A 12,079-nucleotide genomic window follows, 5' to 3' on the forward strand; every position below is an offset into this window, starting at 1 on the left:
TATGCAGGAAAAGTTAGCCAAAATTATTTCCATTGTTTTTCACCCCGTGTTAGTTCCCACGCTGGGCATGGTGTTGCTGATGAATTCAGGATTCTATTTTTCAATGTTGTCGTGGGAGGGAAAGCGTTTTGTGTTGCTGGTAGTATTTTTTACTACCTGTATTTTGCCCTTGCTACTGGTTTCCATCATGGCCATTAATCCGCGTTTCGACATCAGCATGCCCAAAAGTACCGACCGTGTGATTCCGCAACTGGCAGGCGCTGTGTTTTATTACCTCGGATTTATCTTGTTGGGCCGGATGAATATTTTCCCGGTATTCAAGTTGTTTATGCTGGCCGGTGTTTTAGTATTGGTGGCACTGTTGATCGTTTCATTTAAATGGAAGATCAGTAACCACATGGCTGCAATTGGTGCCGTAACCGGAGCTTTTTTTGCGCTTTCGTTTCGAAAAGGTTTGAATCCGGTTTATGCCTTGTTGATCGTCATCCTGGTATCCGGGCTGGTTGGTACAGCCCGTTTGATATTGAAAAAACACACTATTGGGCAGGTAGTTGCCGGGTATATTCTGGGATTCGTGATACTTTATCTTGTGATTTATTTTGTTTAAGTAAATCTGTTCGTTTTTCCCGATTCTTAAGTTTTTAATTGCCAAATGTCCTGAAAGGACTAAATGTGAATAACCACCGGTAGAACCGGTGACAGATCTGGATTATTTTAAAATTACCAGTGCTATTTTTTAAGTTCTCATAAAGTTGCTTTCCACGTGCGGCGCATGGTATTTCCCATTTCAATAAGAGTAGTAGGTTGCGCCTTTTTTTAACCAGATCGGCCAACCCAGGGCGACACTTACCGTCTTTCGACGGAACGTTTGCCCTGGGCTGGTTGATGTCGCGCCTTCAGCGCTTAAAATATTCTGTTTCGTTGAGTTGAAGCACTGAAAGTGCGTCATATTTTAGCCCGGGGCAGAGTATATCGTCGTTAGACGATAGCGTCGCCCCGGGATACGTGCAGTATCTAAACAAGGCGCAATCAGGTAATAGAATTGAAGTGACCGGCCAACCATGCGCCGCAATATGCAGCCCGGGTCAATCATCAAATAAGTTTGCAAATAGTTGAATTCCTGCGTCAATTTTTTGTAGTTGTCAGAAGTTGGAATTTAACTGTGTGTGAGACGCACGGTTATTCAATTTTAGTCCTTTCAGGACTTTTTAGAACGTCTGATTCAGTTAGGAACTAATCTGAAATAAACACAAAAAAAGCCCCGTCTAATCAGACGAGGCATTTATCGTTTTCAATTTATATTGATTCGCTTTTAATCCACAAACTTGTACCCGATACCTTTCAGGGTTTTGATGTGGTTGTTGCCGATCTTTTCGCGTAGTTTGCGAATGTGTACGTCGATGGTACGGTCGCCAACTACTACGTTTTCGCCCCAAACCGAGAAATAGATTTCTTCGCGGGTAAATACTTTGCCCGGTTTTGAAACCAGCAGCGAAAGCAGTTCGAATTCTTTTCGTGGAAGGATCATTTCTGTATCGCCGATACGGATGAGGTAACGTTCCTTATCGATCATCAGGTTACCAATGGTAATGATATTCGAATCCACTACTTCAGCAGCAGGTTGTGTAGCTTCGCCTGTACGTTTCAAAAGGGCTTTAACACGGCTGATCAGCACTTTCGGACGAACCGGTTTAGTGATGTAGTCGTCGGCACCGGCCTCGAAACCTGCAATCTGTGAATAATCTTCACCACGAGCTGTAAGGAAAGCGATTACTGTGCTGCTTAATGATGGAATTTTACGTAACTCTTCACAAGCTGCAATGCCATCCATCTCGGGCATCATCACATCAAGAATAATAAGGTGAGGCGTTTTCTTTTCGGCCACCTTTATGGCTTCAACACCATTTTTTGCGGTATATACTTTGTATCCTTCTTTTTCGAGGTTGTAGCTCAAAAATTCGAGGATGTCCAATTCGTCGTCAACTAATAAAACTTTAAACTGAGTGTCGCTCATAACTATTCAATTAAGGTGGCAAAGTTAGATAACTACTATTAAGAAACCATTAACTTTTATTTACAGTTAAGATAAAGACAAAGTTAGGCGATTATTTGGCTTTTTCAAGCGTAAAGTTAAAGGTGGTTCCTTTGTCGACAAGGCTCCGCACATTAATCGATTGATTGTGTGCCTCGATAATGTGCTTAACGATTGATAATCCGAGTCCTGTACCGCCCTGTTCGCGCGAACGCGACTTGTCGACGCGGAAGAATCGCTCGAAAATACGCGGCAGATCTTTTTTCTCAATTCCGATCCCGTCGTCGGCAACCTCAACGATAATGTTGTCTTCCAGATCGTGAAACGAGATGTTTACATTGCCCTTTTTTCTTCCGTACTTAATCCCGTTTACCACAAGGTTGGTAAGTACTTCGAGTATTCTTTTTTTATCGGCCTGAACGATAATGGGGCGCTCTGGTTTGTTAATTATCTGGAGGCTTATTTTGTTTTCGTTCGCTTGCCATTGCTCCATTTCAATTACCTCTTCTGCGGTCTTCACAATGTCGAAACGCGTCAGGTTCAGCTTCAATTCACCTGATTCAAGTTTGGTGATCGATTCCAGATCTTCTACAATCGAGATCATTCGGTCGATACTTTTTTCGGTGCGTTTCAGGTAAAGCATGTTAATTTTTGGGTCTTCCAGACCGCCTTCGAGCAGCGTCAAAACATAACCCTGAATGTTAAAGATCGGGGTTTTCAATTCGTGTGAAACATTACCTACAAAGTCTTTTCGGTACTTTTCAAGTTCCTTTAATCGTTCAATTTCCTTTAGCTGAGTTTTGGCCCATTCTTCCACTTCAAATTTTACCCCGAGCAACAAACTGTTCGGATCCATTTCAATTTTATCCATTTTGTTCCCGCTTAAGGGCAGGTCGCGAATGGTGTTGTAAATGGGTTTTATTCGGTCGATAATGTATTTCCGAATAATAAACGAAATGCTGAAATAGGCAGCTACAAAAAATAGCACCACCGGAATAAGAAGTACAAGCAGGTACTGGCCATAGTATTTGACCAGCAACAACATGGCCAATACCAGTATGGTGAGTATGGCTGCAACAATTGTGGCAAGAAATTTTGAAGAATATGTTCTCATCGTTGAAAAATGAATTCGAATAATAAAACCTAAAATCGTTATTCGAAATTAATGCGGCAAATGTATAAAATTTGCCTTACTTCCTGATTAACAGAAAATTTACGGTTGCTTAATGTTTTTTTAATATTCGTTATCAACGCTTCTATGCAGAGAGCATTTATATTTGCCCGCCGTTAGGTTGAGCCTGAATGGTGAAATACAGGGCTTGACAAAACAATTACAGACAGTCGATTATTATTGATCTCTCTTTGGATACTCATGATGCAATAATAATTTGAATATAATTTTGAAAATAAACTGAAGTCCTTAATTTTAGAGGGTAAAGTTGAAGACTAAACTGAATTGAAGAAACAGTATCAAAGAATACTTCTTTTAGCCGACATTAAATTCTGCATAAATGGATAACTTTTATTTAATTCTAGTTGTCGTACTTTTCGCTTTGGCAATCTCTGATTTGATTGTAGGTGTAAGTAACGACGCCGTAAACTTTTTGAACTCAGCTATTGGCTCGAAAGCCGCCCCTAAATGGGTAATTTTTCTGATGGCCAGTTTGGGGGTTCTCGTTGGAGCCACGTTCTCTAACGGAATGATGGAAGTAGCCCGCAAGGGAATTTTCCATCCCGAGATGTTCTACTTCTCCGAGATCATGGTGATTTTTCTTGCCGTGATGATCACCGATGTTATTCTTCTCGACATGTTCAACACCTTTGGAATGCCTACATCAACAACGGTTTCCATTGTTTTCGAGTTGCTCGGATCGGCTGTAGCCGTTTCTGTTGTGAAGATTAAAGCAGCCGGCGGATCCATCGTAATGGAACTTGCCCAGTACATCAATTCCGGGAAGGCGCTGGCCATTATCTCCGGTATTTTGGTGTCGGTGTTTATCGCATTTACGGTGGGTGCGGTGGTACAGTATATTGCCCGAATGGTGTTTACGTTCCAGTACCGAAAAACTATGAAATATGCCGGGGCGATATTTGGCGGGCTTGCCATAACTGCCATCACCTATTTTATGCTCATTAAAGGTATTCACGGTTCGTCGTTTGCCGATATTAAACTGCCGGGAGGCGAATCAATCGAGAGCTGGTCGGCCTCAAACACCTGGACAATTATGCTTTACAGCTTTTTGTTCTGGACCGTGCTTATCCAGTTGTTGCGTTGGATATTTAAAATAAAAATATTAAAAGTAGTTGTATTGGCCGGAACCTTTGCCCTGGCAATGGCTTTTGCCGGTAACGACCTGGTGAACTTCATCGGAGTGCCACTGGCCGGTTACAACTCGTTTAAAGCCTGGGTGGCTTCCGGAGGTCCGGCACCCGATTCCTTCACCATGGAAATGCTGGCCGGGAAAGTAGGTACACCAACTTATATGTTGCTGATTGCAGGCTTTGTGATGATTATTACGCTGATCATGTCGCGAAAAGCCAGGTCGGTTGTTGCAACTACCGTTGACCTTTCGCGCCAGTATGAAGGCGGAACAGAACGTTTCGATTCGTCGCTGGCAGCCAGAGTGCTGGTTCGGTCGTCAACACGCTTTAATAATAAGCTGACCAAGGTATTGCCGGGAGCGCTTACACGCATGGTTCAGTCGCGGTTCGAGCCATATTCGTATGTAAGCGAAGATGAAACCGACGGGCCCGCATTCGATAAAGTAAGGGCCGCCGTTAACCTGGTGGTAGCCAGTATTCTTATTGCTATTGGTACTTCGTTAAAACTTCCCTTATCAACCACCTATGTAACTTTTATGGTGGCTATGGGTACTTCGCTGGCCGACCGTGCATGGGACCGCGAATCGGCTGTTTACCGTATTTCCGGAGTGTTTTCGGTAATCGGTGGATGGTTCCTGACCGCTTTAATCGCCTTTTCGGTTTCGGCAATTATTGCACTGCTGATATCGCTCAGTGGTAACTTCATGATTTTTGTGTTTATAGCCCTTGCCATATTTATGGTCATCAGAACTCAGATCTTCTTTAAAAAACGTGCTAAGAAAAAAGCTGCTGAAGAAGAAGAAGATATTGATGTTGCCGATGCCAATGAGCAGATCATCGAGAAAAGTTCGAAACAAGTGGTAAAAGCTATCGTATCGAGCAACCAAATTGTGTCGCTGGGTATTGAAGGCTTTGTACAGGAAGACCGTGGTAAGTTGAAAACGGCAGAGGAAGCTTGTATGACCTTCTCTAAAAAGGCAAAACGAAATAAGGAGAAAGTGTATTCAACCGTAAATAATATTACCGCCGGAACACTTGAAACGAGCCACTTCTACGTGCAAATGATCGAACATCAGCGATTAATGGCACACGCCGTTCATTTCATGCTCGAACCAATGATCAAGCATGTTGAAAACAATCATAAACCATTTATCCCGGAACAGATTGAAAAACTGAACGAACTCAGCCAGCAGATGGATTCGCTTTTTAACTATGTTTTACATGCCGTTAAAGAAGAAAATTTTGATGAGCTGGATAATATTGTGAAAGAGCGGGATAACCTGATTGATTTGCTGAAGAAAATGGAGAAAAACCAGATTAAACGCATTAAGAACAAAGCAGTGAATACCAGAAATTCACAACTTTTCTTCAAAATTATCTCCGAAATTGAGTTCCTGTTGTTGCATGTTGTCAACCTTGTAAAAGCACAACGCGACTTCATAACAAACACACGTCAGATTAAATAAATACTGAGGTAATTATATATTGAAAGAGCCATCCGTTTTTGCGGATGGCTCTTCGTTATTTATAGCCTGTTTATTGAAAAAGAAACTTATAATGTTTCGATAGATCCGGTGGTAAAAATTGTTACTACACCATCGTTTTCGCTGCTTACAAGCAAAAGATTGGTGCCGGTAGGGCTTTCTTCGGCCGAAACAAAAGCCAGTCCTTCGGGTGCATCGCCGGTTTTTAACCACTGCAGGTATTTCGGATTACGTGGATTGGTAACATCGTAAACAGCAACAGCATCAACCCGCTCCATTCCTACAAACAGCAGTTTTATGTTGCCAATAGTACCAAGCACAACACCTTCAGGTTCGGTACTTTTATCATCGCTTCTGCCGTCTTCGTAGTTGTCGTTTAGGTAAGCCTGAACATCCAGTTCATCTCTGCTGTCGAAAACCTGATCGCCCGAGTTGCCATCCCATACACTGAACGAACGGGCTCCGTACGAATACAGTGCCTCGTATTCTTCATCGTCATCCAGATTTCCCAGTGTGGTTGTTATTTTCAGGCGACCAAGGTTTATCTTTTCCTGCAGATATTCATAATTCGGGAAAACCGTGGCATCGAGCACTATATCTTTCACACGGTCTTCTTCCGAAAACCCGGGGTAATCTCTTGAATCTCCTTCGTTCGCCGTAAATACATAAGGAATAGCATTGTCAGTTAACACCGCGATAGCATCGGGCATATAAATACCATATGCCGGCCAGTTTCCCGGATTGTATTCATCATTTTCGTCACTTGGATCGATTGGGTTTTGAGGAAGGCTGTAATCTTTAAACCCAAGTGGCAAAATATCGGTAATAGTTTGTGTTTCGATGTCGATTTTGGCCAGGGCATTGTTTTCCTGTAAGCTTACCCAGGCTGTTTTCGAGTCTTCTGACACGGTAATGTATTCCGGCTCGATATCCTGAGCAAAGCTGGCATTCGGGCCAAAAATTCGCAGACCTTTTTCCATCAGTTCACCGGCCTGCGACGCAAAACCAGAAAAACCGAGTGTGGTTGCAGTCAGCGAACTCACTTCGATAATGGAAACGGTACCTTCAGGATCCACATCATAATCATCGTTAGGCTCGCCTTCGTTGGCCGAAAGAATGTAATTCCCATCGGGAGTGAAGGTGACCATGTCGGGCAGTGCACCTACGCCGATTTCGCTAATTAATGTCAGGGTAGCAGCGTCATAAATGGCAACTGACCCCGGATCGGTTTTTACGTCAGCCTCAAGTGCGGCAGCCAGCATTCCATTTTTAACTGCTACACTGTTTACACCGCCTCCGCTAACCGCAATACTTGTTTTATAGGATAACGTTCCTGCCGGGCTAAGGTCGAACACGTCAATTTTACTATCTGCCGCATTGTTCACCACAAACAATTGCATGCTTGCCGGATCGTAAGCGCTTATTTCTGCTGCACCTTCGCCATATTCAATGGTTTTGCTGTGGTAAGTAAAGAAAATGTCGTTTTGCCCAAGTGCTTTACCATTTCCCGATTTCAGAACCACATGATCAGTTTCGTCAAACTGCGATTGGGTGCACGAAAATAACAGGGTCGTTGCCAGACTTGCGAGAACTAGTTTTTTCATAATTGAATAATTAATATTTAGTATTTGGAATAAATAATGTTCATCTGAGATCAACTTTGCGTGGAAAAAATACGACAATTGGAAGCACTGGAAAACACTATTAAGACGAATTAATCCTTTTTTAATTGAAATGTAATTTCATCGAAAAATTGGCAGGTATCCGCAATTTGTGTACGGTGGTTAACATCGGAGAAGAAGTGGCCGGTATTCATAAGTTTAATGCCGAATAAGTTGGTTCTACTGGAGGGAAAATTTTCCCAACATAAATGTCGGAGTTAATCTGCGCCTTTCCACAAAGGATTTCATGTACACCGAGCTCAGATTTATTCCAATCGTAATAAAAGTCTAACACCTCTTTAATAAGCACATATTTTCTTTGTGCTATATCTTTAGTATGAATAAGCGACAGATTGACGTATCAGTGATCTCGGACCTCCACCTGGCAACGCACGCCTGTAAACCCAAAAAAGTATTGGAGTACCTGAAATCCATCCACACCGATCTCCTGATCTTAAACGGCGATATTATAGACTCCTGGCGTTTTTCGAGAAATTATTTTCCAAAGAATCATTTAAAAGTTATCCGCCAACTGATTAAAATGATGGAAAAAGGAACCCGGGTGATCTACATTACGGGTAATCACGATGAGTTTCTGCGAAAATTCAGCGGTACCAAAGTTGGTTTGCTCGAAATTGCCAACCAGTTTATTTTTGAAGCAGGTGGAACGAAAACCTGGATTTTTCATGGCGATGTTTTCGATGAGATCATTCACCGATCGAAAAGACTGGCAAAGTTTGGAGCCGCACTTTACGGCTTGCTAACCTTGTTGAATAAATTGCTTAACTGGTTGCTGCTACCTTTTGGCAAAAAAGAGATCATCATTTACAAAAGTCTGAAAAAGAATTTTGTTCGCGAAAAAAGTACGACTTCCAAATTCGAAAGTCAGTTGGGTCAATCGGCAGTTGTGCAAGGCTACAATAGTGTAATTTGTGGCCACACACATCTTCCGAAATTTAAGATGCTCGACATTGATGGAACACCGGTTCAATACATCAATTGTGGCGATTGGGTGGAGCATTTGACAGCTGCCGAATTTTACAACGGCGAATGGCATTTATACGAACACAATCATATGGACGAAGAAAACCAGGCTGATGAAACGGATATTCCGGCCGAACAATTCATTTACCAGACTTTATTAAAGGAACTTACGTTTTCGAATTTAATAGAAGCCCGCCCGTGAAAATTCTTTATGCCATTCAGGGAACCGGAAACGGGCACCTGGCGCGTGCAACAGAAATTATTCCTTACCTGCAGGAATTAGGGGAGACTGACTTGCTGGTTAGCGGAATTCAGGGCGATATTCGATTGCCTTTCGAAGTAAAATACAAGCTCTATGGTTTCAGCTTTATTTTTGGCCGAAAAGGTGGCGTCGATATCTGGCAAACCATTTTAAAATTCAGGCCATTCCGATTATTACGCGACATTCTGAACTTACCGGTTCGCGATTACGACGTGGTGCTTTGCGATTTTGAACCCGTTGCTGCCTGGGCCTGTAAACTCCGTAAAGTAAAATGCGTCGGTGTCAGTCACCAAAATGCTGTTTTGCATCCGAAGGCACCAAAACCGGCTAAGTCAGAACTTTTTGGCCGGTTGATATTAAAGCATTATGCACCCACCGCCACCAACTACGGTTTTCATTTTAAGGCGCTCGATGCGCTGAACTTTACCCCGGTGATCCGCTCTTCGATCCGCCAGGCTGTTCCCGCACAAAAAGGTCATATTACAGTTTATTTGCCGGCTTTTAGCGACCGCCAAATTGAAAAGTTGCTCATTAATTTTAACCAAATACGCTGGGAGGTATTTTCAAAAAATACACGGGAAGAATATACACGTGGCTCCATTTATTTTTCCCCGGTTTCGATGAAAAACTTCAACCGTTCGTTTGTCAATTGCTCCGGAATTTTGTGTTCTGCAGGTTTTGAAACGCCCGCCGAGGCTCTTTTTATGGGAAAGAAATTGTGTGTGGTTCCCATGAAGAATCAATATGAACAAGCTTGCAATGCAGCATTTTTAGCTGAACTGGGTATCCCGGTTATCAAGCATATTTCCGATTTTCAGGAAAAACTACAGATGTGGTTGTCCGACCAGGAAGTTGTTCAAATAGCCTACCCCGATCAAACAAGGGAAATCATTCACGTAGTGGTAAACAGATATCAGAATTGATCTGTATGGATTCTATAATCTTGGTGGATTAAGTCGAAACAATGGATTTGCTACCGGAAGTATCGAATGTTTGTAGAAAAAATAGTCGGGTATTGAGTATTACAAAATTGTTACGATCGTATTTTTATTGACAAACAGCTTGTTAACTAGGTTTTAGGTAATAATTTAATCGTTTTGTAATAATTTTGTAACTGTGCTGTAATTGCAGTCTGCCACTTTTGCCCTCGAAATTAAAATTCAATCTTAAGTTAAAATGAAAAAAACAATTCTGCTGGTATTGTTTGTTCTAGGAGCAGCAATAACGAGCTTTAGTCAGGAAGTATCTGAAGAGTTTAAACCAAATGGCAAACCACTCGCATTGATATTTACAAATTTCCATACCGCAACTTCTGATGGTAACACCCTCTCGGAATTTGAAAACACCCGTGCTTATTTAGGTTATGAATATAATTTTAGTCAGGACTTTTATGCAAAAGTTGTTTTTGATGTTGGTGATCCAAAGGATGGTGGTGGCCACCAGCTTTCAGCATTTCTGAAAAATGCGTACGTAGAATACAATAAAGACAAATTGAAAATGTATTTCGGTATGATTTCGACTACCCAGTTTAAACTGTCTGAAAAGATGTGGGGTAACCGATACATGATGAAATCATACCAGGATGAATACAAATTCAACTCAAGCGCCGACCTTGGATTTAATATCGACTATGCGTTCGCGGATTTTATCAGTGTCGATTTTTCAGTAATTAATGGAGAAGGATACAAAAAAATTCAGGGCGATGATCTGCTAAGACCAGGACTGGGAACTACAATCACACCTGTGAAAAATTTAGTTGCCAGAGTATATGTTGACCAATACGGAAAAGATGTAAAACAGCAATCACTTGCAACTTTCCTTGCCTATAACACCAAAAAGTTGGCAGTAGCCGGAGAATATAACTATCAAACAAACTACAAAATGGTAGATGGTCAGGATATGTACGGTACTTCTTTTTATGCCTGGTATAAACCAAACAGCAACTGGAAAATTTTTGCCCGTTACGACGATTTGAACTCAAAAGCACTGGAAGGAGAACAGGATGGCTGGAACATCAGTCATGATGGACAACTTATGCTTGCAGGCGTTGAATACTCACCGGTAAAGGGAGTAAAAATTACACCAAACGTACGTTTGTGGAATCCGGATGAAGTGGATGCAAAGAATACCACTTATTTATACCTCAGCGCAGAGCTTAAATTCTAATATTATCTCTAATAAGAACATTTAAAAAGCTAAAAATGAAAAATTTTGCACTTCTAATTTTAACAGTATTTCTGTTCGGTGCATGTTCGAATTCTTCAAGCAAAAAAAGCGAAGAGAAATCAACAAGCAGTAAAAAAGTAACACTTACAGCTGCAGGAGCAACGTTTCCAATGCCATATTACAATTTAGTATTCAAGGCATATACTGCCGAAACCGGAACTCTTCTTACTTACGGAGGAATCGGATCAGGCGGGGGAATTCGCAGTTTGACAGATAAAGTGGTTGATTTTGGAGCCACCGATGCTTATCTCGATGATGCCAAACTTGCAGAAATGCCTGCTGAAGTTGTACACATTCCGACTGTTCTTGGAGCGGTTGTAATTGCCTATAACCTTCCCGGTGTCGACGATCTTAAACTTTCCAACGAACTATTGGAAAAGATATTTATGGGTAAAATAACCCGTTGGAACGATGCTGCTTTAAAGGCAAATAATCCGGGATTGACCTTGCCCGACATGGAGATTACTTTTGTTCACCGTTCGGATGGCAGCGGAACTACTCATATTTTCAGCGATTACATGAGCAAAATAAGTACCAACTGGGCCGACAATGTTGGTACAGGAAAATCATTGCAATGGCCTGTTGGAATGGGTGCAAAGGGTAATCCTGGCGTGGCCGGTACCATCAAGCAAACTGAGGGAGCTATTGGTTACATCGGTTCTGAATACGCATTCGCACAGAAAATTCAAACAGCAAAGGTGCAGAACAGTGCCGGAAACTATATTTTACCATCGATCGAGTCTGTTAGTGCGGCAGCCAATGCCGAAATTCCTGCAGACACACGTGTTATGCTCACTAACTCATCCGATCCGGAAGCCTATCCGATTAGTGGATTTACCTGGATTATTTTGTACAAAGAGCAGAGCTACGATGGTCGTACAAAAGATCAGGCAATGGCAACAGTTTCTTTTCTTGATTGGTTAATTAGCGATGAAGCCCAGGAACAGGCCGAGAAAGTGCATTATGCACCACTGCCTGCCTCAGCAGTGGAAAAAGCAAAAGCCATTTTGCGTTCAGTTACCTACGACGGAACTGCTTTGTTGAAATAATACGACATGACTATAAAATGTACATGGAACTATTTTCATGTACATTTTATTTTTCCCTC

General features: G+C 41.9%; 9 protein-coding genes. 6 read left to right on the forward strand and 3 right to left on the reverse strand.

Annotation, left to right across the window (positions count from 1 at the left end; genetic code table 11):
- Position 1: 1 nt before the first annotated feature.
- Positions 2–607, forward strand: coding sequence for a phosphatase PAP2 family protein (locus HFD85_RS01285; protein ID WP_167604794.1), 606 nt, complete (start codon positions 2–4; stop codon positions 605–607).
- Between the two features lie 705 nt (positions 608–1,312).
- On the opposite strand, the gene HFD85_RS01290 is transcribed toward HFD85_RS01285, so the two are convergent.
- Together HFD85_RS01290 and HFD85_RS01295 are read right to left on the reverse strand one after the other, a co-directional pair.
- On the reverse strand, positions 1,313–2,014 hold the full coding sequence (locus tag HFD85_RS01290) for a response regulator transcription factor (protein WP_167604795.1): 702 nt from the start codon (positions 2,012–2,014) through the stop codon (positions 1,313–1,315).
- Positions 2,015–2,105: 91 nt separating this feature from the next.
- Positions 2,106–3,146 carry a sensor histidine kinase gene (locus HFD85_RS01295; protein WP_167604796.1) on the reverse strand — a complete coding sequence of 347 codons (1,041 nt, stop codon included), beginning with the start codon at positions 3,144–3,146 and terminating at the stop codon, positions 2,106–2,108.
- Between the two features lie 397 nt (positions 3,147–3,543).
- Between HFD85_RS01295 and HFD85_RS01300 the strand changes: the two genes are divergently transcribed.
- The gene (locus tag HFD85_RS01300; protein WP_167604797.1) at positions 3,544–5,820 is read left to right on the forward strand and encodes an inorganic phosphate transporter; all 2,277 of its coding nucleotides are present in this window, start codon (positions 3,544–3,546) and stop codon (positions 5,818–5,820) included.
- Positions 5,821–5,906: 86 nt separating this feature from the next.
- Here the strand turns inward: HFD85_RS01300 and HFD85_RS01305 are convergent, their stop codons facing one another.
- A complete protein-coding gene (locus HFD85_RS01305) occupies positions 5,907–7,442 on the reverse strand; it encodes a choice-of-anchor I family protein (protein WP_167604798.1) in 1,536 nt (511 codons plus the stop codon).
- Between the two features lie 394 nt (positions 7,443–7,836).
- Between HFD85_RS01305 and HFD85_RS01310 the strand changes: the two genes are divergently transcribed.
- The 4 genes from HFD85_RS01310 to pstS all read left to right on the forward strand — a co-directional run bounded on the left by HFD85_RS01310 (position 7,837) and on the right by pstS (position 12,020).
- On the forward strand, positions 7,837–8,685 hold the full coding sequence (locus HFD85_RS01310) for a UDP-2,3-diacylglucosamine diphosphatase (protein ID WP_167604799.1): 849 nt from the start codon (positions 7,837–7,839) through the stop codon (positions 8,683–8,685).
- Positions 8,682–9,668, forward strand: a complete 987-nt coding sequence (locus HFD85_RS01315; RefSeq protein WP_167604800.1) for a glycosyltransferase family protein — start codon at positions 8,682–8,684, stop codon at positions 9,666–9,668. The genes HFD85_RS01310 and HFD85_RS01315 overlap by 4 nt, the downstream gene beginning before the upstream one ends.
- Positions 9,669–9,921: 253 nt before the next feature.
- The gene (locus HFD85_RS01320) at positions 9,922–10,911 is read left to right on the forward strand and encodes a hypothetical protein (protein WP_167604801.1); all 990 of its coding nucleotides are present in this window, start codon (positions 9,922–9,924) and stop codon (positions 10,909–10,911) included.
- A 35-nt stretch (positions 10,912–10,946) separates the two neighbouring features.
- Positions 10,947–12,020, forward strand: a complete 1,074-nt coding sequence (gene pstS / locus HFD85_RS01325; RefSeq protein WP_167604802.1) for a phosphate ABC transporter substrate-binding protein PstS — start codon at positions 10,947–10,949, stop codon at positions 12,018–12,020.
- Positions 12,021–12,079: the final 59 nt, after the last annotated feature.

The organism is Maribellus sediminis (assembly GCF_011799805.1).
Taxonomy (GTDB): domain Bacteria; phylum Bacteroidota; class Bacteroidia; order Bacteroidales; family Prolixibacteraceae; genus Draconibacterium; species Draconibacterium sediminis_A.

What these genes read in the sequence shown, in the direction of transcription:
- HFD85_RS01285 (WP_167604794.1), top strand. Translation starts at nt 2, where the DNA reads ATGCAGGAAAAGTTAGCCAAAATTATTTCCATTGTTTTTCACCCCGTG.
- HFD85_RS01290 (WP_167604795.1), bottom strand. Translation starts at nt 2,014, where the DNA reads ATGAGCGACACTCAGTTTAAAGTTTTATTAGTTGACGACGAATTGGAC.
- HFD85_RS01295 (WP_167604796.1), bottom strand. Translation starts at nt 3,146, where the DNA reads ATGAGAACATATTCTTCAAAATTTCTTGCCACAATTGTTGCAGCCATA.
- HFD85_RS01300 (WP_167604797.1), top strand. Translation starts at nt 3,544, where the DNA reads ATGGATAACTTTTATTTAATTCTAGTTGTCGTACTTTTCGCTTTGGCA.
- HFD85_RS01305 (WP_167604798.1), bottom strand. Translation starts at nt 7,442, where the DNA reads ATGAAAAAACTAGTTCTCGCAAGTCTGGCAACGACCCTGTTATTTTCG.
- HFD85_RS01310 (WP_167604799.1), top strand. Translation starts at nt 7,837, where the DNA reads ATGAATAAGCGACAGATTGACGTATCAGTGATCTCGGACCTCCACCTG.
- HFD85_RS01320 (WP_167604801.1), top strand. Translation starts at nt 9,922, where the DNA reads ATGAAAAAAACAATTCTGCTGGTATTGTTTGTTCTAGGAGCAGCAATA.
- pstS (WP_167604802.1), top strand. Translation starts at nt 10,947, where the DNA reads ATGAAAAATTTTGCACTTCTAATTTTAACAGTATTTCTGTTCGGTGCA.